24 protein-coding genes and 1 pseudogene are annotated in these 25594 nt (G+C 35.8%); 11 read left to right on the top strand and 14 right to left on the bottom strand.

Features of this window, described 5'->3' with window-relative positions; genetic code table 11:
• Positions 1-5: 5 nt before the first annotated feature.
• Genes J2Z26_RS05415 through J2Z26_RS05400 form a run of 4 tightly spaced genes read right to left on the bottom strand, consistent with a single transcriptional unit; the run spans position 6 to position 3665 of the window.
• Positions 6-1409 (bottom strand): MDR family MFS transporter, encoded by a 1404-nt coding sequence (locus J2Z26_RS05415; protein ID WP_193536286.1) that lies wholly within the window; start codon positions 1407-1409, stop codon positions 6-8.
• A 41-nt stretch (positions 1410-1450) separates the two neighbouring features.
• Complete coding sequence (locus tag J2Z26_RS05410; protein ID WP_193536284.1) at positions 1451-2383, bottom strand: D-2-hydroxyacid dehydrogenase; 933 nt, start codon at positions 2381-2383, stop codon at positions 1451-1453.
• A 19-nt stretch (positions 2384-2402) separates the two neighbouring features.
• Positions 2403-3305, bottom strand: coding sequence for a hypothetical protein (locus tag J2Z26_RS05405; RefSeq protein ID WP_193536282.1), 903 nt, complete (start codon positions 3303-3305; stop codon positions 2403-2405).
• A 36-nt stretch (positions 3306-3341) separates the two neighbouring features.
• The gene (locus J2Z26_RS05400; RefSeq protein WP_193537323.1) at positions 3342-3665 is read right to left on the bottom strand and encodes a winged helix-turn-helix transcriptional regulator; all 324 of its coding nucleotides are present in this window, start codon (positions 3663-3665) and stop codon (positions 3342-3344) included.
• On the opposite strand from J2Z26_RS05400, the gene J2Z26_RS05395 reads away from it, so the two are divergent.
• Positions 3637-5088: an MFS transporter gene (locus J2Z26_RS05395; protein ID WP_319638048.1), complete on the top strand. Its 1452-nt coding sequence runs from the start codon at positions 3637-3639 to the stop codon at positions 5086-5088. The genes J2Z26_RS05400 and J2Z26_RS05395 overlap by 29 nt on opposite strands.
• Positions 5089-5163: 75 nt before the next feature.
• Here the strand turns inward: J2Z26_RS05395 and J2Z26_RS05390 are convergent, their stop codons facing one another.
• The 5 genes from J2Z26_RS05390 to J2Z26_RS05370 all read right to left on the bottom strand — a co-directional run bounded on the left by J2Z26_RS05390 (position 5164) and on the right by J2Z26_RS05370 (position 10217).
• The gene (locus tag J2Z26_RS05390; RefSeq protein ID WP_193536278.1) at positions 5164-7446 is read right to left on the bottom strand and encodes an ATP-dependent DNA helicase; all 2283 of its coding nucleotides are present in this window, start codon (positions 7444-7446) and stop codon (positions 5164-5166) included.
• Between the two features lie 167 nt (positions 7447-7613).
• Positions 7614-8039 (bottom strand): PH domain-containing protein, encoded by a 426-nt coding sequence (locus tag J2Z26_RS05385; RefSeq protein WP_193536276.1) that lies wholly within the window; start codon positions 8037-8039, stop codon positions 7614-7616.
• 351 nt (positions 8040-8390) lie between these two features.
• A complete protein-coding gene (locus J2Z26_RS05380; RefSeq protein ID WP_193536274.1) occupies positions 8391-9098 on the bottom strand; it encodes a DNA alkylation repair protein in 708 nt (235 codons plus the stop codon).
• Positions 9088-9420: an ArsR/SmtB family transcription factor gene (locus J2Z26_RS05375; RefSeq protein WP_193536272.1), complete on the bottom strand. Its 333-nt coding sequence runs from the start codon at positions 9418-9420 to the stop codon at positions 9088-9090. The genes J2Z26_RS05380 and J2Z26_RS05375 overlap by 11 nt, the downstream gene beginning before the upstream one ends.
• A 32-nt stretch (positions 9421-9452) precedes the next feature.
• On the bottom strand, positions 9453-10217 hold the full coding sequence (locus tag J2Z26_RS05370) for an SDR family NAD(P)-dependent oxidoreductase (protein WP_193536270.1): 765 nt from the start codon (positions 10215-10217) through the stop codon (positions 9453-9455).
• Positions 10218-10469: 252 nt separating this feature from the next.
• On the opposite strand from J2Z26_RS05370, the gene J2Z26_RS05365 reads away from it, so the two are divergent.
• Together J2Z26_RS05365 and J2Z26_RS05360 are read left to right on the top strand one after the other, a co-directional pair.
• Positions 10470-11894 (top strand): hypothetical protein, encoded by a 1425-nt coding sequence (locus J2Z26_RS05365; protein WP_193536268.1) that lies wholly within the window; start codon positions 10470-10472, stop codon positions 11892-11894.
• 530 nt (positions 11895-12424) lie between these two features.
• Entirely contained in the window at positions 12425-12823 is a 399-nt protein-coding gene (locus J2Z26_RS05360; protein WP_193536266.1) for a nuclear transport factor 2 family protein, read from the top strand.
• A 107-nt stretch (positions 12824-12930) separates the two neighbouring features.
• Here J2Z26_RS05360 and J2Z26_RS05355 read toward each other — a convergent pair whose 3' ends face one another.
• Both J2Z26_RS05355 and J2Z26_RS05350 read right to left on the bottom strand, forming a co-directional pair.
• A complete protein-coding gene (locus J2Z26_RS05355) occupies positions 12931-14739 on the bottom strand; it encodes a methyl-accepting chemotaxis protein (RefSeq protein ID WP_193536264.1) in 1809 nt (602 codons plus the stop codon).
• Positions 14736-16799 (bottom strand): efflux RND transporter permease subunit, encoded by a 2064-nt coding sequence (locus J2Z26_RS05350; RefSeq protein ID WP_193537321.1) that lies wholly within the window; start codon positions 16797-16799, stop codon positions 14736-14738. Before J2Z26_RS05350 ends, J2Z26_RS05355 begins: the two co-directional genes overlap by 4 nt.
• A gap of 153 nt (positions 16800-16952) precedes the next feature.
• On the opposite strand from J2Z26_RS05350, the gene J2Z26_RS05345 reads away from it, so the two are divergent.
• On the top strand, positions 16953-17522 hold the full coding sequence (locus J2Z26_RS05345; RefSeq protein WP_227413702.1) for a TetR/AcrR family transcriptional regulator: 570 nt from the start codon (positions 16953-16955) through the stop codon (positions 17520-17522).
• 229 nt (positions 17523-17751) lie between these two features.
• On the opposite strand, the gene J2Z26_RS05340 is transcribed toward J2Z26_RS05345, so the two are convergent.
• Entirely contained in the window at positions 17752-18057 is a 306-nt protein-coding gene (locus J2Z26_RS05340; RefSeq protein WP_193536262.1) for a putative quinol monooxygenase, read from the bottom strand.
• A 156-nt stretch (positions 18058-18213) separates the two neighbouring features.
• Between J2Z26_RS05340 and J2Z26_RS05335 the strand changes: the two genes are divergently transcribed.
• From J2Z26_RS05335 to J2Z26_RS05315, 5 genes are all read left to right on the top strand, one after another.
• Positions 18214-18585, top strand: a complete 372-nt coding sequence (locus J2Z26_RS05335) for a VOC family protein (RefSeq protein WP_193536260.1) — start codon at positions 18214-18216, stop codon at positions 18583-18585.
• Positions 18586-18816: 231 nt separating this feature from the next.
• Positions 18817-19815 (top strand): ABC transporter ATP-binding protein, encoded by a 999-nt coding sequence (locus tag J2Z26_RS05330; protein ID WP_193536258.1) that lies wholly within the window; start codon positions 18817-18819, stop codon positions 19813-19815.
• Positions 19812-20603, top strand: coding sequence for an ABC transporter permease (locus J2Z26_RS05325; protein ID WP_193536256.1), 792 nt, complete (start codon positions 19812-19814; stop codon positions 20601-20603). The genes J2Z26_RS05330 and J2Z26_RS05325 overlap by 4 nt, the downstream gene beginning before the upstream one ends.
• A 1-nt stretch (position 20604) precedes the next feature.
• Complete coding sequence (locus tag J2Z26_RS05320) at positions 20605-21390, top strand: ABC transporter permease (RefSeq protein WP_193536254.1); 786 nt, start codon at positions 20605-20607, stop codon at positions 21388-21390.
• 37 nt (positions 21391-21427) lie between these two features.
• On the top strand, positions 21428-21685 hold the full coding sequence (locus J2Z26_RS05315; RefSeq protein WP_193536252.1) for a hypothetical protein: 258 nt from the start codon (positions 21428-21430) through the stop codon (positions 21683-21685).
• Positions 21686-21759: 74 nt separating this feature from the next.
• On the opposite strand, the gene J2Z26_RS05310 is transcribed toward J2Z26_RS05315, so the two are convergent.
• Positions 21760-23805 (bottom strand): DUF4179 domain-containing protein, encoded by a 2046-nt coding sequence (locus tag J2Z26_RS05310; protein WP_209794315.1) that lies wholly within the window; start codon positions 23803-23805, stop codon positions 21760-21762.
• A gap of 58 nt (positions 23806-23863) precedes the next feature.
• Positions 23864-24208 carry a hypothetical protein gene (locus J2Z26_RS05305; protein ID WP_193536248.1) on the bottom strand — a complete coding sequence of 115 codons (345 nt, stop codon included), beginning with the start codon at positions 24206-24208 and terminating at the stop codon, positions 23864-23866.
• Between the two features lie 202 nt (positions 24209-24410).
• Here J2Z26_RS05305 and J2Z26_RS05300 point away from each other — a divergent pair, with 202 nt between their 5' ends.
• A complete protein-coding gene (locus tag J2Z26_RS05300; protein WP_193536246.1) occupies positions 24411-25259 on the top strand; it encodes a protein-glutamine gamma-glutamyltransferase in 849 nt (282 codons plus the stop codon).
• Between the two features lie 196 nt (positions 25260-25455).
• Positions 25456-25560, top strand: a pseudogene (locus tag J2Z26_RS22085) (YjcZ family sporulation protein); the annotation flags it as partial.
• Between the last annotated feature and the right edge of the window lie 34 nt (positions 25561-25594).

Below are 25594 nucleotides of genomic sequence, written 5' to 3'. Positions count from 1 at the left end.
GCTAGTTAATTCGCATATTCCTCGGCATTCCGTTTCGGTATCCATAGCGTTACAAGAAGACTAACCAGAGCAACAATCGCTGAAATGATAAACACAGTATGCAATCCTTCTCCTATTACAAGTGGTGAAGCCATACCACTAGAAGCATTTGCATTCATGACGTAATTCATAGCTGCTCCCAACAACGCTACACCTAGTGTTTGACCTAATGTCCGCATGAGAGTATTTAACGATCCTGCTGAACCTCGCATGTTCATTTCTACAGATGATTGAATAATCACCGTGAAAGCAGTCGTTGCAAACCCAAATCCCATACCCATCACAAAAATGATGATAGAAAGAATCCATAATGAAGTTTCAGGTGTCACAAAGGTTAGAAGTAGTGAACTAATAAAAATGAGACTTCCACCAAAAATGGCAATACTCTTAATCCCATATTGAGGAATCACTCGACCACAAAGAATTGCACCAACTGGCCACCCAATCGAAAGTGGTATCAGGGTAAAGCCTGAAGACGTTGCGCCCATCTCTAATACATTTTGTGTCCATAAAGGTAAATAAGCTGTTAACCCAATTAAAATAATGCTCGTTAAAAAACCACCCAAGATAGAGATAGAAACATCAGGCATTTTAAATAAATGTAATGGCATCATTGGTTCTGAATGCTTTGTTTGAATTCCAAAGAATGCGAGTAGAAAGAAAAATGCAATTCCAAACAGTCCATATAAACTCAATGTACTAAGTTCAATTCCACTTTCTCCTTGATTAAAGGATAACAGTGCGAATAATAATGCACTAATACCAATCGTAAATGTGATGGCTCCACCATAATCAATTTTTCGTTCTCTCGTTTCTAAAGTCTCCTTGAGATATTTCGTGATCATCCATACAGAAATAACTCCAAAAGGTATATTAATAAAAAAGATCCACCGCCAAGAAAGGAAATCCGTTAATAGACCTCCAACTAGAGGACCAAAAACCCCTGCAATTCCCCACATCGAGCTTACAAGACCTTGGACCTTCGCTCTTTGTTGAAAATTAAACACGTCTGCAATGATTGTGAATGTAATCGGATTAATCGCTCCTGCTCCAATACCTTGAATAGCTCGAAAAATAATTAATTGAACCATGTTTTGTGAGACTCCACATAAGGCAGATCCAATCAGGAATACTGTTACCCCTAGTAAAAAAATCTTCTTCCTACCAATAAGGTCAGCAAGCTTCCCCCAGATTGGTGTAGTAATAGCTGTTGTTAGTAAATAAATTGCAAACACCCAACTAATCATCTCAAATCCGCCAAGACTATCGACGATTTGTGGCATGGCTGTACTAATAATGGTTACTTCGATTGCTGCCAAAAACGTTGAAATTAACAAGGCAGTCAGGATCTTTCGTTGTGTTGCTTCCATAATTTCTCTTCACCTGGACTTCCACATAATCTAAAAAAGTATTAATATCCTTTTTCAAAATCCACCTTATTTGTTAAAATTTCATTATTCTGCACTTTTCGTAATGTATCAAGAAAACAATCAATTGCTTCATCAATTTCAGTGACCGCAGAAATATGAGGTGTAATCGTAACATCTTCTCTTTCCCATAGTGCTGAGTTCACTGGAAGTGGTTCAGTAGTGACTACATCCAATATCGCTCTACGAACTTTCTCTGTATTCAAAGCGTGAAGCAATGCTTCTTCATCGACGGTTGCCCCTCTTCCAACATTGATAAAACCAGTGCCATTTAGCTTATTAAAAAAGTCACGATCAAATAGTTTTTCAGTATCTTTTGTTAGTGGAAGGGTACTAATAATCCAATCCGCTTTACTAAACAAAATAGCTGCATTGGATACAGTTGTGACTTCTGTAAAATAGTCTCTTGGCTTACCACTATGAGAAACTCCGTATACAGTAGTTCCGAAACTGGCAAACGTTTTAGCCACCTCTCGTCCAATTTCACCTGTACCAAAAATTAGAATCGTTTGGTCTCTTAGCATTTTAGGAGTCATTTGCTGCCACTTTTTCTGTTTTTGCTTCACCTGAAACTGACTATGGTATTGTAAATCTTGTAGTATATAACTTAAACAATATTCACTAATTCTTTGACCAAACGAACATACGGTGCGAGTTAGTAAAACATTATTCTCCTTCCATCCCTCTATCTCTAGATAGTTATTAACTCCTGCATTAAAAGAATGAACCCACTTGATATTTGAAAAATTGAAATTTGGACTAGGTCTAGGACCAACATATGCATCTGCCCAAGAAAGGTCAGTTGGTGTGATTTCTTCTACTGGTATAAATCGGAAATCTTTTAAAAGATTTGATGATAGATGACTTTTAAATTCTTCCTGATAGTTACCCGAGACAAGAATGTTATTAATATTCATTTAAGTACCTCCATCCATTTCACTCCGTACCTTTATTTACATCCAACTGGAAAGTGTGTTCTTTATACAATTCCAATGCAAAATCTCTTATAGAAGATCCATCTAGTCGACCAAGTTCTTGTTTAATTTTATAAGATGCAAAAAGGTGTGGGAAATCAGGGTTGTTTTTCGCTTCGTTCATGAATTTTACCAATAGATCTTCTGAATCTCCGTAAATTAATTCTACTAATTTAGCACGATATTCTATTTCCCATGGTTGTATATTTGGATATTTTTCAAGGTCATATACATGCTGTGCTTCATGCTTTAGAAAGGTAACTTGAAAATCATTTGTCTCCAGTGTGTCACCGTAGCGACTGCGAACACAATATAAGCCATCATGTTTTGCCCAACCTCCTGTAGACTTCACACCAAAGGTTGCAAAATGTAACCAACTTAACATTAAAAAATCATCCATTAAATAGATTGTTAAATTCTGTGTTGAAAATGGCAACTCAACCTGATAGTCTACCTTCTCCTGCTTTTGCCAAATATATGGTCCTCTAAAAGGCAAAGTATACCCACCAAGGAAATAGAAACCCTTACTATTAAAAGTAGCTTCCAATTCTTCCTCAACCTCATTTAAATCTTTTGGAATTCCTGATACGTATATTAGTAATGACTGGTACAAACGCTGTTCTGCTTCCTTATTTGATAATTGTTTTGTTAGGACGAGGATGAAGTAATTATAATAAGCACTGACTACACCTCTCACCCAAGGGTCATTACTATCAATAGAGAACGTAGGATTTGGTGTAAAAAATGTCTCTTTATATTTCTTTATTAATTCGTGTTGTTCGTCCGTTTTTGCATGCAGCCCTTTTAAATGATGATAGGCAGAGAATACGTCTCCTTCTAAACAATGTTGTATATATGTTTCCATATAAATCTCCTTATAGGACAATATTCTAGTAATGTATTATTGTGGATTTACTAAAGTTTTAGTTTGTATTGGTCTCGTTTCCTCTGTATTTTCTATACGTAATTTATGATTCTTTCCCCACTGACTCATAAGTTGCAGTAATGGCGTGGTAGATTCCCCATAATGTGTTAAAAAATATTCAACTTTTGGTATTTTCCCATCATAAGCATTACGCGCAATTAATCCATCTGCTTCAAGCTCCCGTAAGGATTGAGTTAGCATTTTTTGCGTAATTCCTGGAATCAATTTACGCAGTTCTCCGTATCGATACGAATTTTTAGTTAGATGCCACATGATTCTTGATTTCCACTTTCCACCCATTACTTCGACTGTGAGTTCAACTGGACAATTGTACTTTTTACTTTTCAAACAAACACCTCCCAAATGTACGAACAAAAAAGTGCCTACTTGTTATGGTAAATCATTGGCCATAATATGTAAATTATGTAAAGTAAAGGGGTTGAAGGAAATAGTTAATTTATTTAAATTTCGTTCGCATTTTAGGTCTTATTCTTCGAATACACAATACACTCTTATTTGGAATATGATCTTTTGTTTAGGGCTAGGGATTCACTTAGTTTTGTATAATTTGTTTTTACAAAGTATGGTAAGTAGTGAACTTGTTATAGGGAAGATTCTTGGCCTGAATTTTATAGCACAAGCAATTATATATATCCCTGCTGGATTTTTATCTGATCGTTTAGGTTCTAAAAAAGGAGTAATAGCTGGGGTATGTGTATTTACATTTGCTCTAACTGGCAATTTGTTCGCAACAACTCCAAGTGAGCTTGCATTCTGGGGATTTTTAATTGGTGTCGGTCACGCCGCTTCAATCGTAACGTTTGTACCCTTATTGACGGAGTATTCAAACGCAATTGAAAAGAAAGAATTGTTTACATTTGCTTTTAGCACTGGCACCTTTTTTACGTTTTTAGGAACATTATTGGGAGGAATTGTTTCGGATGGGATTCAGGAATTGTTTCATTTATCAAACTCATCTAGCATTCGTATCACACTTTCAATCACCATAATCATGTTCATTTTATGTCTAATACCTTTACTATTTGTCAGGGAAACCGAGTCACAACTTATAGCTAATAAAGCTCATTCGACTCTTTTAAGCATTCTAAAGAAAAAACCGAAATTACTCGTACCGATTATGACATTCAGTATATCAAAAGCACTTGCAGGAGCTAGCTTAGGTATCATTGCTCCTTTTATAAATTTATTCTTTTTGCACAAGTTTGCGTTATCTCCCTCTAACATCAGTTTCATATTAGCGATAGCTACTTTAGGGACTGTTGTATTTATGTCGTATAATTCCAGTGTCACGAGTAGAATTACAGAAGTTCAAACTGTTTCACTTTATCATCTATTATCGATTCCAGCGGTTCTATTGTTAGGAGCAACACAAAACATTTGGGTTGCAGCGGTTGCCTTTATACTATTCCGCTCAACCAAATTCGGACTGAATCCGATTGAAACTAAAATCATGATGGATAGAGTAGAACCAGAAGTCAGAGGATTAACGAACAGCTTTGGATTTATGGCAACTTCCATTTCTATTAGTTTACTTGGGCCTATTGCCATGTATATCGTTCAAGTTGCTGGAAATGAGCAAGGATACCTGATTTTGTGCATCCTCTCTGCCTTGGGGTCATTTGCTGCAGCTATCTATTTTCTTTTAGTATTTGGAAATAGAAAGATGCATGAAACAAATGTACTTAAGAGCAACACAGTATAGGAGAATCTATTTACACAATCATAAAACATAAAAAAATAAGGAGGACATATGGACTTCCATTAATCCTCCTTATTATTAAATAGTTTCAAAATCCCTCCACTCAACTGGGAAAAGTCCCTGATACTTCTGAGTTAGAAAGCGATCATCAACTAATACAATGACTCCCGTGTCTGCTTCAGACCTGATTAGTCGACCTCCTGCTTGTAGCACCTTGTTCATTCCTGGGTAGGTATAGGCGTAGTCGTATCCGTTTTTTCCAGAAGAGTGAAAATAGTCTTTTATTATATTTCGCTCTAGACAAAGCTGTGGTAGCCCTACCCCAACAACAACAACACCTTTCAATCTATTACCCTTTAAGTCCACACCTTCAGAGAAAATACCACCTAATACAGCAAAGCCAACGAGTGTACTTGTACTATCTTCTTTAAACTCCTCTAAAAATTGTTCACGTTCGTCCTCCCCCATATTGTTATGCTGAAGGATGGAACGGATTTCAGGATAGTTTGCAGTAAAGTCTTCAAATACACTTTTTAAATATTGATAGGATGGAAAGAAAACCAGATAGTTACCTTTTCGTTCTTTTACAAGATTTGATAACATGTTTACAATATGTGACTTTGAATGGTCTCTGTCATGATATCGAGTGGATAAAGGCTGAATGAATACGTCTGTTTGTTCTTTTAAAAATGGTGAAGGAATCGAAATGGTATAATCCTCTGTCGTACCACCAAGCATATCCATAAAATATTGAAATGGTAACAGTGTGGCAGAAAAATAGACAGTTGCTCGAAACTTTTTACTAATCTGCTGCAAGAGATAAGAAGGGTCCAAACAAAATAATTTAATTTGAACCTCATTTTTTTCAGTACTCACATAGAATACAAACCTTTCGTCGAAAAGTTTTGATATTCTGACAAACCCTGTTGCCGCAAAATAGGTATCCAATAGCAGTTGCTGATCTTGTGATTTAGTTTGATGCAATAATTCTAATTCAGCCACATGTGTGAATTCTTCAAGCAATTCTACAAGATCATCTTGTAAATCCTTCAAGACTATATGTCCTTTCTCTGCACACTTTTTCTTTAGTTCAATAAAATATTTATTTAGTTGAGTAACAGATTCGTACAAATTTGTTCCTTTATAGTCACGTTTTAATGTTAGAAAGCTAGATTTTTGCAATTCAGCTGAAAACATCTCCCGAGCACGATCAACTAGGTTATGAGCTTCATCAATTAATAATACAGTTTGTCTCTTATGTTCTTCAAAAAATCGCTTTAGTGCTACTTTCGGGTCAAAAATATAATTGTAATCACAAATGATTGCATCTGCTACAAAGGCCAAATCTAAAGAGAATTCAAATGGACATAGCGTATGCCTTCTCGCATATTCTTCGATTGTAGCACGGCTAATAAACGTTTCTTGAGAAAATATATCCAAAAAAGCTTCATTAAGCCGATCATAATAACCATTTGCAAACTCGCAATATTCCTTCTGACATATGGTTTCTTCTTTAAAGCATACTTTATCCTTTGCAGTAATAGTTACTGCACTCATACAAAGACCCTTGGTTTTCATAAGGGAAAAAGCTTCTTCAGCCGTTTGTCTTGTAATCGTTTTTGCAGTTAAATAAAATAGTCTCTCGAGTTTTCCTTCACCAATCGCTTTAACAGTTGGAAAAATAGTAGAAATGGTTTTACCAATACCAGTAGGTGCATTTGCAAATATATTTTTCTCCTCTGCGATTGTTTTATAAATAGCACCTGCCAGAGTACGTTGACCCTCACGATAAGTAGAAAAAGGAAATGGTAATTCTTTTATACTTTGATCTCTATTTATTCGATGCTTGTGCATGAGCAATGCATAAGGGGAATAGTTCTTTACCAGCTCATTTACAAACTGTTTTAGTTCTTGAAAGGTAAAACGTTTGATAAATTTCTTTTGTTCTTCTGTAACCACATGAATATAAGTTAATTGAACACTCATTTCTCGGTGCTCATGGTCTTTAGCATAAATATAAGCATAAACGATAGCCTGAGCCCAGTGGACAGGGAATGTCTCTTCATTAATTAAACTCAAATCCTTTGTGGTAGATTTAATTTCGTCAATGAGAACTTCATCACTACGAAAAATTAACCCATCACATCGCCCCTCAATTTTATAAAGCAACTTTTCATATTCAATTTCCGTTTTAAGAAACACTTCCTTTTGATCTGTCTCATTATACGTGCTCTGAATCACCTTATGGGCCTTTGTCCCCTCAGTAAGAGTTGAGGTAGTTCGAAATTTGTTATCAATACTTCCACTACGGTATACATATTCAACCAATGTGCGTACAGAGAGCTTTATTTCGGGCAGCATTTTTATCACCTGATATTTTAGGATAAGGAGTTATATATAGTCTAAAGTATAACAAAAAGTTGTCTTGGCTAGGTGTTAATATAAAAAACTACCAAAAAACTAGTAAACAAGAAGTTGTAACGGTTTTATAAAAAAACAGGGGTAATCTCCCCCTGCAATGAACTTTACTATTTGCCCACATTTGCTTGAGGACAACGCTCTCTAAGCAATTCCATAAAAGTATCTCGATTTTCTGGTGAGATAAGCACTATATTGTACTTCCCATACAAAATTTCTAACCTTTTCATAGAAAGTGCCGGACTAGAGAATGGATTTGTAGTTTTTTTCACTGAAGTAATTGAATCAAGTGGGACAGTTTTTTTGAAAGGGCCAAACCTTACGATTAAACTATCTTCAGTGAAAACATAATACGTTGTTATCCACATCCACAGTACAAAAAATGGAAGTCCTATTCCAATCGCTAAAATAATGAAATAACCCACAGCTCCCACTTCACTTTCCATCAAAGCATAGGTACTGTTTCCAATAGAAAAGAGCATTGCTCCCCAGACAATAATTGTCAGCCATAGGTCTTTCTTAGAGCGATATTTCATAAAAAGTTCCACCTTCACTAAGTGTCTATATTGGTTATACGTTTAGAACGAAAAAAGGTTTCCCATTCAGTATAAAAAGCATAGCTAATAATAAGATAGTTTTCCGTTTTTCAATACGTTAGTTTCTATATTTTTGTGCCGCTAGCAATATGAGAAAGGTGTCTTAAATTACAGTTTTTATCTCGAAGTTGTTTAGTTGTTAACCAGTTAGCAGAAAAAAAAGTAAGATTTATGATTACTTGATTCCGTTAAGATTCAAGGATGAGTATACAGACATGGAGCTATTTTAAAGTTGTAAAATAAATAACACCTTCACATAAAGAATGTGAAGGTGGTTATTTTTTTTTACAGTCAGCAAATACAAGTCTTACGCTTGATACCGACTTTATTTTTATCAACTACTTTTTCTATATATTCTACTGCAAGTGGAACTTTACATGCTGTATTGCCGACATCAACATGAACCTTCCCAATGGCTTCAGCTACTTGCTTAGCTTCTTTTGTTAACTCTGGAACGTAAGACCCAACAGAAATCACAAATCCATTCATAACATATCTTACTCTGTTATGCTCATCATGAATTGTCTCTCTTACCTTGTTCAACAAATCTCTAATTTCAGAGAAGTCCAATTCTTCATTAGATGTAATTGATAGGTAATTTGAATACGTACTCCAACCCGCAACTGCAATCATTTCTTGCTCTGATTTCATCCATTCTCTGGCCAATTCAAGGCCATACCCACTTTCAGCTGCAACCTGTGCGACTGTGTATTCTGCTATCATATACCAGTAAGCTTTTTGCACCCAATCTTGTAAAGTTTCTTTTGAGATGAGCTTTGGATTAACGGAAAGACCTGCCAGATACATGGCATCATGATTTCCTGAATCATATAGCTTCAATGTTAACTCATGGTCTTTTTTAACATACTTTACAAGCTTTTTTAAGTCTCCGATCTTTACGCCAAAGTAAGGTTCCTTTACCCCATGGTTTAAATAAATTTGCTTAGTTTGGTCCGTACCTAGTTCTTCAAGCTTTATCATTATTTCTTCAAACGTCATCCTTCTCACCCTTATCATCAAAAATACATTCACTCTCAACAATGTTTATTAGTTGCTTAAGCTGTTTTACACTTTTTTCTAGAGAGAGAGAATAATTTCGTACAGTTCCTATTTGTTCGATAGTCACAAGATTGTTGTCCCTCATAATTTTTAAATGGTGTGAAATAGCTGGACGGGACAACTTTGAATGGTTGGCAATCTCATTTACGCTAAGTGACTCATGTTCTGCAAGTAAAAGAACGATATCTTGCCTTGCGGGGTCACTTAAAGCATTGAATAAAGGAATACATGCTCTGAATACTTCAATTGCTTGTTGTGCCATCATTGATTCCCCCATAATTTTAGTCTAACTTCTTATTTTTCTCCTGCTACATATTTAGCTACTTTTGCAGCAAGGCTTCTTGGTAGAAATTTAGCACTAATTGCTCCCATTTTATTAAAGTTGCCTGTAATAATAACCCGCTTTCCTTTTAATAAACCAATATAGCCTTCTTTTGCAACACTCTCAGAGGACATAGCTCGACTAAACATTTTTGTTCCTTCGACACTTGCAACTGAGCCAAAATTCGTTTTTGTTGCACCAGGACATAAGGTGGTAACTGTAATTGAATGATTGTACAGTTCTTCAACAAGTGCTTCTGAAAATGATAGGACATATGCCTTCGTAGCATAATATACCGCCATTAAAGGACCTGGCTGAAAAGCTGCTGTACTAGCAACATTTAAAATTCTACCACTGTTCTTTTCTTTCATTTTCGGTAAGAAGTAATACGTTAATTCAGTTAAAGCTGTCACGTTCAATTGAATCATATTTACCTGAGCCTGCAAATCAAGTTTATCAAACTCACCCATTAAACCATATCCTGCATTGTTCACTAGGACATCGATGAATATCCCTTGTTTTTCAATTTCCTCATATACCTCTTTGGCTGCTCCAACTCTAGTTAAATCTTTTGTGATAATTGTAACCTTTATATTTTTGAAGGTTTGTTTAATTTCCTCCATTTTTTGTGTACTTCTCGCAACTAGGACAAGATTGTATCCATCATTTGCAAATAGTTTTACAAAATCATAGCCTAATCCACTAGTTGCTCCAGTTATTAATACTGTTTTGTTCATTTTTTTCCTCCTGAATAACGCTAAATAAGTTTATTTGTAAATAGCGTTTAAATGTTTAAGTGTTTAAACATATGGTAATTCATAATCCTATAAAGGTCAACTTTAAAGTTTGTAGTGTCATAGGAATGGTCATAGAATGTGTCTCTATAAAATCAATGTTATCTTTCGGTTCATCACCATAATAGGCATGTGTGCATAGGATATATCCAACCTGAAGGGGTTTCACATGAGGTAAAAAAGGAGGAAGTTAAGGTGGAATTAACACTTGCTCATTGGTTATATTTGCTTGTTACATTAGCTGTTATACTGACTATGATTTTCAAGAAAGGTGTCGTTTTACCAACATTACTAGGTACATTTCTTGTAGCGTGGGTATATAAAGGCAGTCTTGTAGGTGGTTTCACTTCCGTGTTTAACGCGAATTTAACCGCCGCAAAAGAACTGTTTAGTATTTTTCTAATTATTACCTTTATGGTTGCTTTGCTTCAATCATTAAAGGACTTAGGCGCAGATAAACAAATGATTTCCCCCTTACAAAAGGTGATGAAGAATGGACATATTGCTTACTTTACACTCATCGGTGTCACATATGCCATTTCGCTCTTTTTCTGGCCTACACCCGCAGTTCCTCTCATTTGTGCATTACTCGTACCAGCAGCGGTAAGAGCTGGGTTGCCAGTAATGGGTGCCGCTATGGCAGTAGCCCTTGCTGGTCAAGGAATGGCACTCTCTTCAGACTATGTCATCCAAGTTGCTCCAGGTTTAAGTGCCACAGCCGCAGGAATTGATCAAGCAATCGTTGCTCAAAAAGCATTAGTATTATCTTTAGTAACAGGAATTGTTGCTATTCTATTGGGATATCTAGGATTTAGAAAGCATATGCGAAAATCAGATGACCCTGCAATCGAAAAAGAAATAAACCTTTTACAAAGCAAACAGGATGAAGACGGTAAAAATAAACCTGTTCATCAAGGAGTAAAAAGTAAAGTATTCGCTATTATAGTTCCACTATCGATGCTTGCAGTTATGATTTTCATGGTTTATACAAAGCTTAGTGGTGGTCGAATGGGAGGCTTTGAAGGCGGTGACGGTGCTGCCTTTATCGGCGGCGTTGCTGTATTATTACTCGCCTTCGCGACTCTTACAAAAGATAAAAGTGATGCTTTAGAGAGAATAAGTGAACATATTACAGAGGGATTTGTCTTTGCCTTTAAAGCAATGGGACCCGTTATTCCTATTGCAGGGTTCTTCTTCCTTGGTAGTGGAGATTTTTCAGCAAGTATATTATCTCTAGGAGATCAAGCTAGTCCAGCCTTTCTATTTGATTTAGTTCAGGCTGGTCAGACAGTCATCCCCGAAAATATGATATTGTCAGCCTTTGGTATCTTATTAATCGGAATCATCACCGGACTAGATGGATCTGGTTTTTCAGGTTTACCATTAACCGGCGCTTTATCAGGAGCACTAGCATCCAATTCAGTTGACCCTTCTACCTTGGCAGCCATAGGTCAAATGGGTTCTATCTGGACTGGTGGAGGAACTATCATTGCCTGGTCCTCACTCGTTGCAGTTGCAGGATTATGTGGAGTTCCTGTTATGGATCTTGTTCGGAAAAACTTTAAGCCGGTAATATTAGGATTAATCATATCGACCATTGTTGCTTTGTTTATTTGGTAAAGTAGATGGCACCAGAGGAATAGTCCACTGGTGCCATTTTTGTTTAATCCAAGTGTAATCCTACTTTAAAATCTTCAAATAAAACATATTTCATTCCAGTTTGAGTACCAAAGCTGAAATTCGTCAACGAATTTCATAAATCGAATTAATTAATTAGGTGCAAAATCACGGTTTAAATCGGTTTTATGAGCCCTCTAATCAAGGAAACCAGCGAACTGAGGGCACATAAAGAGATATACGTGTACCAGGTTAGGTTATCAGGTGTCTCTTTCGACAAATGCCACGCATTTGTCGAAAGAGACTTCAACTAGAGCTCGACAACTTTCACCCTTCTGTCGAATGAGAGGCATGTCATTCGACACACAATACACTCTTGTCGAAATGCTGATTTTATAAATTCGACAAATGCCGAACGCACTTGTCGAAAGTGATTTCGAGTCAGATTCAATTGACATAGACCAACCTATCCCTTACACTTCTGTTAATTCAAAAACACTATGATTGATTCGAATAATGAAAGGATGAGAGAAATGAGTATGGAACAACAACCAACATCTACCTTTTCGCTTAAAGAAAAAGCAGTTTCTTTTCTTAAGCTCGTAGCATCAGGTAAAGTACGTGAAGCTTATGAGAGATTCATAGCACCTGACTTCAAACACCACAACCCTTATTTCCGTGGAGATGCAGAATCTCTTATGCTCGCGATGGAAGATGACGCAGCAAATAACCCTCAGAAGGAACTTGAGGTAAAACAGGTTATTCAAGAAAATGAGACAGTTACGGTATTCTCCCATGTGAAGCAGAATCCAGGTGACCTTGGTTTTGCACTTGTACATATTTTTCAATTTAAAGATGATAAAATAGTTGAGTTATGGGATATTGGCCAAGCGATTCCAGACAATTCAACTAATGAAAACGGTATGTTCTAATTGCAAAAAATAAACCTTTACAGTCCCTTCGCTCCTCCGAAGGGACATCCTCTATTACATCAAAAAAAGGCACCAACCATAATGGCTAGTACCAACTATACATTTTCTTATTTAAATAACTCCATCAAACGAGCCCAGAATCCTTTTGGTTCTTGATCTAATTTTACAGTCTCTATTGGTTCTTCCTTTTTAATACTTTCTGTTTTAAAAACAAATTGAACAGAATGGATGTTTTCATTTCTTGGTGAAACAAAGGAAACTGGTTCAAAATCGGATTTATCAAACTCTGCCATCATTTCACGAACTTCTTCTTTCATTTGTGCCGGTAAGTTGTTAGTCGATTCATGAAGTTCAGTTGTTCCATCATGAAGCTTACCAACACCTTTTCCTAATTCACCCGTTCCTTTAGAAAGCTCTGCAATTCCAGTGTGCATCTCATGATAAACGCTAGATAATTGCCCTACTCCCCCTGTATAGTCCACTAATCCAGTATGAAACGCTTTATAATTTGAAGATAATTGACTAAGTCCTTCCTGTAGTTGCGCCAGGGTATCGGCAACATTTGTGTCTGCCTGTGCATCTGCAAGACCCTTTGCCATTTTGTCTATACCGTTTGCCATTTCTGCAAGAGAACCGCTGACTTGCTCTAAAGTTGCAGTTACTGCGTCAAATGCTTCTTTTACAGCTAAATAGGTTCCTTTTGCTTTACGTGCAGCTGAGTAGGTTTCAATTAATTGATTAACTACCGTTTGATTTGCACCACTGTTATAGAGTTGTTGGATTTGCTCTTCTGTAATCACATAATCTGGAATAGCTTCCATTGAACTATTTAACGCACTATAAGCATTAACATAATTATCTTTTAAAGTAGCTAATCCTTCTGCTGTAATTGTTAATCCATCTGACATTTGAGCGAGCCCAGTTTCTAACTCTCTCAAATCACCGATCCCGGTTTCTTCTGGATTTGCAAGAGCTGTACTGAAAGTTTCAAGTGCTTCTTCTATGCTTTTTGATGCAGATATAAGTTCAGAAGAAGAACCAGCTATTGAAGCAATTCCATCTTTATATTTCTTTGAACCATTACTTAAACTTTTTACACCATTGTTTAAATCACTTACACCGTTATTTAATTCTCCCACGCCATTGTTAATCTCTTTAATGGCATCTGCCAATGTTTCCATATCATCTGTCATTTCATTAATGTTTGGTGCATCAATCGACATAGAAGATGGGATGGCTGTGATATCTATCCCGTCTAGCTCGAACCTCACAACATCCGCTTCGACGATAAACTCTTCCTCTTTTTCAGGCATGACCGTAAATGTTATTTGTTTGTTCTTTCCTGCATTTGCCTGTATCCCGTCAGGTGACTGAATGTTGCCAAAAAGGTCTAGATTGAGTGAAAGAGAAATTTGTAATAAATAGTTCTTAAAAAAGACAGGATCTACTTGCTCATTAGCTAAAGTTGCAATTCGGATTTCTACACGTCCGTCTTTTCCTGCAAGCTCTTCAGGTGTAATTTTATTCCCATTTAAGTAATATGCAACTGTAATTTCCCATGGTAACGGTTCATCATTTATGTTCCCCTGATAATAAAATTTTCCCTCTTGAGCAGTAAATTCCACCCTGTTGTCTGCTAGTTTTAGTTGCGATAAATCCGTTAAGTTTTTTAGACTGATATACGAACCATAGTCCACTATACTTCCTGCTTTTTCAATATCTAATATGTTTACTACATATATTTCTTGTCTCTCACCAGTCGCGCTAAGCTTAGCATACACCACTTCATCCTTTGAGGAGATTTTTCCTTGTTCTCCCCCTGACTTACTGTCATTTGAAGCTGCTGTTACAAGAAAAGTCGGCAGAACTAAGAGGATTGCTGCAAAGACAAGTAATAATTTTGTTATTCTCCTCATGAATCATTCTCCTTAAAAAAGTTTGCTTTCCATGTTGTTTTTCTAATGAATTTATCGAATACCAATAACATAGCTGGTAAGAAAAACACGACCATAATAAATGCCAGTAGCGCACCTCTTCCTAGTAGTAATCCAATTGATGAAACAATTGGATTAGACGAGGTAATCCATAAAATAAAACCTACACTCGATAATATGGCACCAGAAATCGCAATCGCAAATATTTTCTCATCGAGTGTTTTCTTAACAGCTTCAAACACAGGCATCTCTTTTCGATAGTCTTTATAGGCATCAGTTAGAAGGATTGCATAGTCTACCGTCGCAGCCAGCTGAATGATACTGATAAGCAAATACCCTACATAAACTAAGGATGAATCCGTAAAGTATGGTACAGAAAGATTAATCCAAACAGCTGATTGAATCGTTAAAAGAAGAACTATAGGAATTGAAATCGATTTAAAAGTAACAATCAGAACGAACGCAATCGTTAGGATGGTTAACAAGTTAACTAACTTGTTATCTTTTTGAACCGTAGTTTTTATATCATACAAGGTTACACTTTCTCCAATTGTATAAGCCTCTTTACCATAATAATTTTGTGCTGTACGTTGGACCTGTTCAATTAAATGAAATGCTAGTTCTCCCTCGTTTTTTGTATCAGTTTGCAAGATAATTCGACTATAATTTTCAGAATAAAATTGTTCTCTAATTGATGTATCTAAATACTCCGGAGGAATCACAGCACTTACAGTATTAACATAGGCAATTACACTTGTCACATGTGCAATTTTCTCTAATTCTTGAACCAGTTCTTCTTCCTTAGGGGTATCACCCTTAGGTACAAGTAAGACAATAGGTGTACTCTCTCCGAAATGTTCCTTAATTTTAATCAAATCACTTCCTGCCCTTGTCGTCTCTGGCTGATCCCCAATTCCATAAGTGAAATCCGTCTGACCTTGTGCTAAAAAGGCTGGTACAAGTAGTAGTAAAACCAGTACTAAACTCGGGTATCGCATTTTCACAACAGTACTGCCCTTTTTATTGATTCTAGGAAGTAGTGGTTTATGTTTCGTTTTATCAATCCATTTGTAAAATAATAGTGTTAACGCTGGTAAAAAGACCATAACGCTAATAAAACTTAATAAAATCCCTTTTACAAGGTTAATTCCTAGATCTGAACCAATTTCAAACTCCATAAATGATAATGCAATAAAACCGAAAAACGTAGTTGACGCACTAGCTGCAATTGCAGAGAAGGACTTCTTCATCGCAAGCTCCATTGCTTCATGAGGATCTGCTACCCTCTCTCTGTAATAAGCGAAGCTATGAAGTAGAAAAATAGCATAATCTAAGGAAACAGCTAATTGTAAGATAGGTGCTACTGATTGTGTAACAAAAGATACTTCTCCAAGAAAAATGTTTGTTCCCATGTTTATTAACACCGAGACACCTATAGCTGTTAAAAAGAATAATGGTTCAACCCATGAATTGGTCGATACAACTAAAATGAGGATGATAATTGGAACTAATAATGCAGCTGCATACATCGATTCGTTTCCAGCCATCTTTTGTTGGGTAGCTGTATTGAGCGACTCACCTGCCATTGCATTTTCTTCACCAATAAGGTTATAGATTTCATCGGCAATTGCCACTTCTTCTCCATCTCGTATACTAAACGAAAATAAGGCCTTGCCATCTTTATAGTAGGTTTCCACAACCTCTTTATCAGCCATTTCAAGTGGAGCTTTTATATCAATGACATCATCTAACCAGGTTACATCTGATACCCCATCAATTTCATCCAGTTTTTCTTTAAAAGCAAGGGCCTCTTGAATAGAGACATTATTCACCATCACTCTATTTGTAGGAACACTTCCCTCAAATTCTTGTTCCATAATCTCCAATGCTTTTGTAGACTGAGCGTCATCTGGTAAGTACTCTGTCATGTCATAGTTTACCGACACCCCTAACATAGCTACTGAACAGATAATTGTGAGAACGGTAAAGATAATTGCTACTGGTTTTTTATGTTTAATAATTCGTGCTGCAATACCTATAATCACTCACCCTCTCTTGCCGTGTTTTACTATTCCCTATATCATTATAGAGACACCGTGTTGCCTAATCAACAAACAGTAAAGCAACATCCGTCATTTATCAAACACATTCATCCCATGTGTTGGGTAATCTCGAAAAAGAAAGGAATCTTTACTATGACTAGCCAAAAACTAGACAGAAGAAAAAAATATACTCGGATGGTACTAAAGGATCATCTAGTGAAGCTATTAAGCGTAAAGCAAATTTCATCGATTACGGTAAAAGAGATTTGCGAACTTGCAGATATCAACCGTTCAACATTCTACTCACATTATTCCGATCAATATGACTTGCTAGATAAGTTAGAAGATGAAATCATAGAGGATATGAAGGGGTATCTAAGTCAGTTTAGTTATAAGAAAGAGGAAGACTCCTCTGAGGTTATTGAAAAATTACTTGAATACTTTGCATCAAAGTATGAAATATGTACAACACTTCTTAATGATAAGATACACACTACCTTTCAGAAGAAAGTGATGATTTTCGCCAATCATTTCTTTATGGAAAATTGGAGAGCTGTTACCAACCTAGACGAAGAGCCATCTGAATATATGAGCACATTTATCATCAGTGGTAGTATTCACGTTATAAAAAACTGGCTAAACAAAGGGATGGATAGAACTCCAAAAGAAATGGCTGAAATTATAAATAGTCTTATCTATAAGGGTCTTTTTGGAGTGAAGTAATTTTACCCCGTATTAGGGAGATTAAAAATTATGTTAAACATTTCCCATGTAAAAACAACAATAACTGTAGTGAGCAGTGCAGCATCTATTTTTGCCCAGGCTAATTTTTTTCCCTCTTCTTGAACTAAATAAGAGAAGCTATTATTTCATTAGCTTCTCAAAGATAAATTATGTTAAAAGAAAGCCTTTATGTGTAAAGAATCGCCCCATGTATTAATAAAGATATTGTTTAAATACCCTTTCCACCCATTGTTTTTAGAGTGCCGATTCTCTCCATTCCGGAAATGATTGGCTTCGCACGAGTTATTAGCGTTTGTGTAGATTCAAGGGTAAGAGAGGCTTGATGGGCAGTTTCATCATTCCACACTTCATAAACATAGACAGTATTTGGTTCACTGTCAGAAATATTTACAAGGTATATCTCGCATCCATCCAAATCTTTCATTGATTTTGCTGCTTCTAGCAAAATATCTACCATTTCCTCACGTTTCCCTTCTTGCACTGTAAACTTTCCAAATAAACTAAATTTGTTCAAAGGAACTCCTCCTAAGTATTGTTACTTGTAATTGTTTAAACATCAAAATAAGTTTCCATTATTATATCTATAATTGTAAACTTAATCTTAGGAAAGTTAAATTGAATATAGGATTTTTGTTCCTCAAAAAATATAGTTACCAAAAGGAGTAGAAAAATGAAACTAGGTGCGTTTTCTGTAAGTTTAAATGTCAAAGATATTCATGCTTCAAAAGAATTTTACGAGAACCTTGGTTTTCACGTGTTAAGTGGTGATATCAATCAAAACTGGTTAATTATGAAGAATGGTGATTCCGTCATTGGTTTATTTCAAGGGATGTTTGATAAGAACATTCTTACCTTTAATCCTGGATGGAATCAAAATGCAGAAAATATCGATACTTTTACGGACATACGGGAAATCCAAAATCATTTAAAAGAAAAAGGAATGAAAATGTTAACTGAAACAGATGCTGTTAACGAAGGTCCAGCTCATTTCACAATTGAAGATCCAGATGGCAATCTCATTCTTGTTGATCAACATCGATAAGAATTCATTTACAAGGCAATTTAAATAGCTTTTTGAAGTAGTATAATAAGTAATAATACTAATATAAAAAACAAATTCCACACCTTTAACAGTGTGGAATTTTTTAAATTTTTACAGAACCCTTATCTATTTAGATTGAGCAAACAGTGCTGTATACTTGATTGATGTACAAGCCCACGATAAAATTATACTTTGTGATAAGGTTCGTATATTTCATCTAGGAGGATCAAAATGAACGTAATTGAAGTTCAAAATTTGCGTAAGGAATTTAAGTCATATTCAAGTCGTTCAGGCTTGTCAGGAGCTTTTCGTGACTTGTTTACTCGTAATTATAAAGTGCTTGCGGCTGTTGATAATATTTCGTTAACGGTAAGGCAAGGTGAGATGGTCGGGTATATTGGAGAAAACGGTGCTGGAAAGTCGACTACTATTAAGATGTTAACCGGCATCCTAACACCAACTGCAGGCTCGATTACTGTAAATGGGATGAATCCACATAAGCAACGTGAAGAGTTTGTTCGTACGATTGGAGTCGTATTTGGTCAGCGTTCTCAGCTATGGTGGGATATTGCTGTGCAGGAATCTTTTAGATTGTTAAAAAAGGTGTACCGTGTATCGGATGAGGATTATAACAGACACATGGGCCATGTGATTGAGACGTTAGAAATTGGGCCTTTATTAGATAAGCCAGTTCGAAAACTGTCTCTTGGCCAAAGAATGCGCTGTGAATTAGCAGCTGCTCTTATTCACAACCCTCCCCTCCTCTTTTTGGATGAGCCTACGATTGGATTGGATGTATTAGTTAAGTTAAAGATTCGTAAGTTTTTAAAAGAGATCAATGAGCAGTATAAAACTACGATTCTACTAACGACCCATGACTTAACAGATATCGAGGCACTTTGTGAAAGAGTTGTGTTATTAGATGAAGGAAAAATCATATATGACGGTAAGCTTAATCAACTCCAAGCTCAAGCGGTTGAAGGTAAACAAGTTGAATTTGATTTTCTGAAGGTCATCACAAATGCTGACCTCCCTACTATACAAAATGTAACTTGGGAACAAAAAGACGCGACCACTTGGCTTGCTTTTGTAAACGGGGATGAGCAACTTGTATCCCAAATCATTAGAGATGTTATTCAAAAGAACCCGATTAAAAATGTTCGAATCAATGAAGTATCAACGGAAGAGATCGTCCGCAAGATTTATGAAGAAGGAATGGCCCTCTCATGAGTAAATATCTTGAAATGATTCGAATTCGCTTCTTAATGATGCTGGCTTACCGAACGAACTATTATAGTGGAATTTTAATTTATAGTATTAATATCGGGGCCTATTACTTTTTATGGTCAGCTATATATGGTGATAAACAAGAAATTCAAGGGATGTCAGTGCTTCAAATGACAACGTATGTAGCAGTTGCTTGGATGGCACGAGCTTTTTACTTTAATAATATTGATCGAGAAATTGCAAATGAAATTAAGGATGGGAAAGTTGCAATCGAAATGATTCGTCCTTATAACTATTTGGGGATGAAAACGATGCAAGGACTTGGAGAAGGGATTTTCCGTTTGTTATTTTTCTCAGTACCAGGGATGTTCATTGTTGCTCTAATTTTTCCAATCAGTTTTTCAGCTAGTTTTTCAACGTGGCTGTTTTTCTTTGTTTCACTTGCGTTTAGTTTCATTATTAATACTCAAATAAACCTACTGACTGGAATTATGACATTCTTTTTATTTAATAATACAGGATTAATTCGCGCAAAACGTGTGGTTATTGACTTATTCTCAGGTTTGTTACTACCGATTTCTTTTTATCCAGTTTGGGCGCAATCGGTTATGACGTATTTACCATTTCAGGCGATTAGCTATATCCCTAGTATGATTTTTACAGAAGGCTTTGTCGGTCAGGAAATTTTTACTGCTGTGATGCTACAAGCTGTTTGGGCATTCATCCTACTCATTCCGATTCGTATGTTATGGTCACTCGCAAAAAAACAATTAATTGTACAAGGAGGCTAATATGTTTTACGTTTCAATGTTCTTTCAATATGCCTCTCAATATTTAAAAACAAGATTAACGTACCGCGTTGATACTGTGGTCGAAATTCTATCAGACTTGTTATTTCAGGCTGTCAACTTAATTTTCATTTTAGTTGTATTTGGTCACACCTCCTTTCTAAGCGGTTGGAGTCGCGATGAGATAATCTTCATCTACGGATTCTTCCTTGTTCCCTATGCTTTATTTTCATCCTTTTTTAACATCTGGGACTTTAATGATCGTTATATTGTAAAAGGCGAAATGGACCGTGTGTTAACACGACCAATTCATAGTCTATTTCAAATAATTATGGAACGCATGGAGTTAGAATCATTATTTGGTGTGGTTACTGGTTTAGTAATTATGGTGTATGCTGGTGCGAACTTAGGTTTAACCTTCGCTTGGTATGATGTGTTTATCTTTATAGCAATGGTAATTGGCGGTGCATTTATTTATGCTGGTATCTTTATCTCCATTGCTACAATTGGATTTTGGTCTGATAGCCGAACAGACATCATGCCAATGATGTACAACATAGGTAACTACGGCCGTTATCCAGTTGATATTTATCACAAGGTCATACGGTTTGTGCTAACCTGGATTTTACCATTTGCCTTTGTCGGGGTGTACCCTGCAGCCTACTTCTTAGGAAGAGATGAATGGTACATGTATGCGTTTTTTACTCCTGTGATGGGAGTGATCTTCTTAGGCATTGCAATTTCCCTTTGGAATGCTGGTGTTAAAAAATACCGAGGAGCTGGGAACTAAATATATCCCACTTCTCTTCATTGCTGGGGGTGAATTTATGATACCTATATCTATAGAAGAACTTCTTGAGAAAATGGCTAAAGATAACTCTGCGTTAAACAAGCGAGAAACGAAAGAAAGAATGCTGGTGTTTGCAGAGCGTAAGAAAAAAGGCGCTCGTTGCTTATGTGGTCAAAGTATATGGGCAATTGGTTCAGCACTATCTGGCTTTGATATGTGTTTCCCATGTCTAATGGGAGAAGATGATGATAAACAAGAATATGAACTGGATATCGTTTGTGAGACAAACTCTTAACTGAGTTTGTTTTTTTATTCAAAAAAAGAGTAACTCCAAATTCTAGTTACTCCCTCTTTATAGTTAAGATCCTATTAATCTAGTGAGATTTCTACCACGTCATCAATATAATTGATAGTACTATATCCATGTATTTGCAGCTTATCTGGAAATACACCTTCATTAGATCCCTGCTCAAATAACTCAACATCAATTTTCGTTTGGAAATAGCGCGGAGGTTCTGTATTGCTCATAAAATAATTATATTCTGTTTGATCATACGTTTTTCCATTGCGGTCAATTAATACTCCGTCACTAGAATGATAATTCATGTTTAATGGTTCATCATTCTCCGTTTTAAACTCGAAATGCAATGATTCATATTCTCTACCTTCGACTTGGGCATCTATAAATTCAACCCTCTTCCGCTCCCCATCTATAATATTGTTAATTGATATTGTATTACCTAAATACTCAATCGTTTGAGGGCTTGTGGATTCCTTATTAAGGTCAAAGGTGACACGATCTTCTATAAATGAAAGAATCGAACTAAACTGGACTTTGATTTCTTTTGGTTTTTCAAAATAATGTGAATCAAAACTACTTTGATAAAATCCATTTCTTGAATAATGATACCCATAAAGGTGGGCTTTAGATATTTTCCCCTCATTTTCAAGACTTTGGATACGGATTTCATTAATGTGTTTTTGCCCTTGCATTCTTTCAAAGTCATATTCAAGGACAGTTGTTGTTGGGGCAAAGTATATCTTTTTAAAAGTAATTGGGACACCATCTATTTCAATTTGCTTATTTAATTCTTGTTCTACTGAAGCATGCTTTGTCACCGGAATATCAAAACTCCAATCACCAACAACAACCTCTCTCTCATTATAGTTTCTATAAATCAGTTCCTCAGGACTAGATGAATCCTCTGTTACCTTTAGCAGGTTTGTTAGTTTTAATTTAATAGTCCCACTTTCTTGGGAAATCGGTAACAAACTGAACTTTCCACTAAATATATTTTCATTTTTTTCTTGCCCTATTTTTTCTATAGGAAAATTAAAGAAAGGAAAAGATCGATCATCTAAGATGTCTCTTTCATTTTCAATATACACCCCATCAAAAACATTAATCATATACTTATTACTTTCTTCATTTGTATCTTCTATTTCAAAATAGATAAGTGTTTGATATTCGTCAGCTATAGCCGTTTTAATCTTCACTTTAATTCCATTGCTTTCTTCTTCGAGGTTTAATGGTTCACCTAAACCACTTTTTAAATAGCCGAGCATTTGTTCATCTTCTAGTTGGCGAAAGTCTAACCAGGAATAGTAAAGATATCCGAAACCATTTGTGAAAAATCCTACAACAAGGATTATTCCTAAAAGTGATGATAACACTATACTTTTGATTGTTCGCTTTTTTTTGACTAACAGCCTTCTAGTTAAAGTTTCATTTACTTTTGAGGTTATATGTTTCATGAACCCATTGGGAATTTCCAGATTGCCTACCTCTCTTAGTGTTAAAACCACATTTTGTACAGAACCTAATACTCTTTGACAACTTTGACAGGTGTGTATATGTATCTCTAAATCTATCTTTTTCTCCCTAACTAACGACCAATTTAGGTAATCGAAAAATTGATTCTGAAACTCCTTACAATCTTCTTGTTGGGTCGTGTTACCAAAGTCTTTGCTGAGCAATTGAATTCCTGTTAACAAATTGGTTTTTACCGCTTGAATAGGCACTTGTAGGATATGAGCGACCTGATCATGTGGCAAGTCCATGAAGTAGGATAGGATAATCGTATCTTTATATTTACTTTCCAATTGACTCAAATCGTTTAATATCACATTATCCGTGACAAAAGGCTCTTCTTGGTTATTTTTTTGGATTTCCCAGCATTCTTTTAAAAAAATTGAAATAACCCAGGCCTCAAAATTAGTGTTCTTTTTAAGTTTACGATTTCCATCATAAATGTTCATGATGGAATTATAGAATAAATCTTCAATCACCTTAGGATCTTTATTATAGTTCCAAGCAAATTTATAAAATATGTCTCTCTTTGAATCAAACCAATCTAGGATAGATTTCATGTCCTTCTCTTTTACGCTTTCTATCAAAATTGGATTTGTTTGCAATTTAATCACCTACTCTATTTATATTTTTGGAGTTAATTAATACTTTTCATAAGAGCCTTTATAAACAAGAGTAGAGGCTCTTTAGTGTATCAAGCCTAGGGGTGAATATGAATAAATCGTTATAGTTTCTATCTACATATTCTTCAATAACGGTCATTCCCTCTCTAAAGCTATTAACTAGTATCGTTGTGTATTTTTCATTCCAAACAAATTGGTTTATCCGCCATAGTTCATCTGCAAGCAGTTGAAACTTGTACTCGTCTACTAGTAGTTTTAGTTGATAATATTTATCAGGATTTTCTATGTAACTCTTATATCTATTTTCATTATTTATTTGAACAAATTTAACAAAGCCGTCTATATTCTCAGCCAACATCCTTGCAATTCGCATTTCGTAGTTCAATTTTACAACCCCTTAACCACCCACGACTTTTTCTCTATTTTATCACTTAATGATAATGTTGTCAGAAAATTACAAGTTAAAGTGAAGTGATTTCTCATTAAATAGTTTACTTAGTATATACATGTACATAAGTTAGACATAACATCTTTAAACATAAACTTGAATAGTATAAGAACAGTACCGTAGTGGAAAGGAGAACTACATGATACAAATATCTGGTATGCCCTTTCAACCAAATGGATTTAACGTTGGGAGTATTGAGAATGAAATTCTTCAGCAAATGTCCAACACTCGCGTCTTATATTCTTATTCTTCGTCTAATGAACTTCTATTTGAACTGAACCTCCGTAAAAACATTATAGAAAGTGCAAGGGAAATGAATAATAGTCAAGCTGAGTTTACGACTTTTCAGTATGCATATTGTAATGAAGCCTATTGGAGACGAACAAGTGAAGGTGGATTCCTGTTAAAGTCGAACGTAAATCCTTCGGATGCCATTCTCGACATTTATCAAAGTAGTTCACAGTATGCCTTTGAATGTGCGACTGCTTGTATCATTGTCTTTTACCATGCTGTGCTCAAGAGTATTGGAAAGCCTCTATTTAACTCTCTATTTCAGTCTCTCTATTTATATAGCTGGCATTCAGATCCTGACCTCGGAATTTATACCTACTATGGGGACCATATTTTACCTGGGGACGTTGTTTATTTCCGTAACCCAGATTACAACCCAACAACCTCATGGTATAGAGGGGTAAATGCGGTAACGATGAGTGCTGGAACTTTTTTCGGACATGGTGTGGGAATAAAGAGCACTCAAGAAATGATTGAGTTTTTGAATAAATACAGGCGTGCAGGTAGTAGTCAATCAGCTTATTTAACAAGATTGGTTACTAACCCTTCCTTTAAGGGCCTATTTGCAATATCCACTCTACAAAGAGGTCCCTTACCTAAAAAGCAATATAAGGTATGTCATCATAATAAAAGCTCAATTTCTTTTCTACACTATCTTTCGTATTATCACCAGCAATTTAACAATAAACGTCTGTGACATTCACCCATTTTCTTTACGAATTGGGGCAATTTTAACATAGGTGAGTATAATGTAGTGAAAATACCCTATTTCGAAAGGAAGTATGATCATGGAGGCATATGTCAATGCAGCACCCTATATGGGAGCTAACGTAAACGCAGCACCAGTATTAGGAGCTAATGTTCCACCTCAACCAACAATGATTGCGCCTAGTTACGGATACACTTGTCCCACACCATGTAACAATACCTTCGTACTAATTGTTGTGTTATTTATCCTATTAATCATCGTAGGTACTTGCTACTATCCTAAATGCTAGGAAAATTTGTGGGAGTTTAATAAACTGAGCAAAA

The organism is Cytobacillus luteolus (genome assembly GCF_017873715.1).
GTDB classification, from domain to species: domain Bacteria; phylum Bacillota; class Bacilli; order Bacillales; family Bacillaceae_L; genus Bacillus_BV; species Bacillus_BV luteola.
Note: the sequence above shows the minus strand (reverse complement) of the source record. Positions and strands in the feature narration are given on the sequence as shown.

Excerpts from the sequence above, each read along its gene's own strand:
- J2Z26_RS05415 (WP_193536286.1), bottom strand. The coding sequence starts at position 1,409 with ATGGAAGCAACACAACGAAAGATCCTGACTGCCTTGTTAATTTCAACG.
- J2Z26_RS05410 (WP_193536284.1), bottom strand. The coding sequence starts at position 2,383 with ATGAATATTAATAACATTCTTGTCTCGGGTAACTATCAGGAAGAATTT.
- J2Z26_RS05405 (WP_193536282.1), bottom strand. The coding sequence starts at position 3,305 with ATGGAAACATATATACAACATTGTTTAGAAGGAGACGTATTCTCTGCC.
- J2Z26_RS05395 (WP_319638048.1), top strand. The coding sequence starts at position 3,637 with ATGATTCTTGATTTCCACTTTCCACCCATTACTTCGACTGTGAGTTCA.
- J2Z26_RS05400 (WP_193537323.1), bottom strand. The coding sequence starts at position 3,665 with ATGGGTGGAAAGTGGAAATCAAGAATCATGTGGCATCTAACTAAAAAT.
- J2Z26_RS05390 (WP_193536278.1), bottom strand. The coding sequence starts at position 7,446 with ATGCTGCCCGAAATAAAGCTCTCTGTACGCACATTGGTTGAATATGTA.
- J2Z26_RS05385 (WP_193536276.1), bottom strand. The coding sequence starts at position 8,039 with ATGAAATATCGCTCTAAGAAAGACCTATGGCTGACAATTATTGTCTGG.
- J2Z26_RS05380 (WP_193536274.1), bottom strand. The coding sequence starts at position 9,098 with ATGACGTTTGAAGAAATAATGATAAAGCTTGAAGAACTAGGTACGGAC.
- J2Z26_RS05375 (WP_193536272.1), bottom strand. The coding sequence starts at position 9,420 with ATGGCACAACAAGCAATTGAAGTATTCAGAGCATGTATTCCTTTATTC.
- J2Z26_RS05370 (WP_193536270.1), bottom strand. The coding sequence starts at position 10,217 with ATGAACAAAACAGTATTAATAACTGGAGCAACTAGTGGATTAGGCTAT.
- J2Z26_RS05360 (WP_193536266.1), top strand. The coding sequence starts at position 12,425 with ATGAGTATGGAACAACAACCAACATCTACCTTTTCGCTTAAAGAAAAA.
- J2Z26_RS05355 (WP_193536264.1), bottom strand. The coding sequence starts at position 14,739 with ATGAGGAGAATAACAAAATTATTACTTGTCTTTGCAGCAATCCTCTTA.
- J2Z26_RS05345 (WP_227413702.1), top strand. The coding sequence starts at position 16,953 with ATGACTAGCCAAAAACTAGACAGAAGAAAAAAATATACTCGGATGGTA.
- J2Z26_RS05335 (WP_193536260.1), top strand. The coding sequence starts at position 18,214 with ATGAAACTAGGTGCGTTTTCTGTAAGTTTAAATGTCAAAGATATTCAT.
- J2Z26_RS05330 (WP_193536258.1), top strand. The coding sequence starts at position 18,817 with ATGAACGTAATTGAAGTTCAAAATTTGCGTAAGGAATTTAAGTCATAT.
- J2Z26_RS05325 (WP_193536256.1), top strand. The coding sequence starts at position 19,812 with ATGAGTAAATATCTTGAAATGATTCGAATTCGCTTCTTAATGATGCTG.
- J2Z26_RS05320 (WP_193536254.1), top strand. The coding sequence starts at position 20,605 with ATGTTTTACGTTTCAATGTTCTTTCAATATGCCTCTCAATATTTAAAA.
- J2Z26_RS05315 (WP_193536252.1), top strand. The coding sequence starts at position 21,428 with ATGATACCTATATCTATAGAAGAACTTCTTGAGAAAATGGCTAAAGAT.
- J2Z26_RS05300 (WP_193536246.1), top strand. The coding sequence starts at position 24,411 with ATGATACAAATATCTGGTATGCCCTTTCAACCAAATGGATTTAACGTT.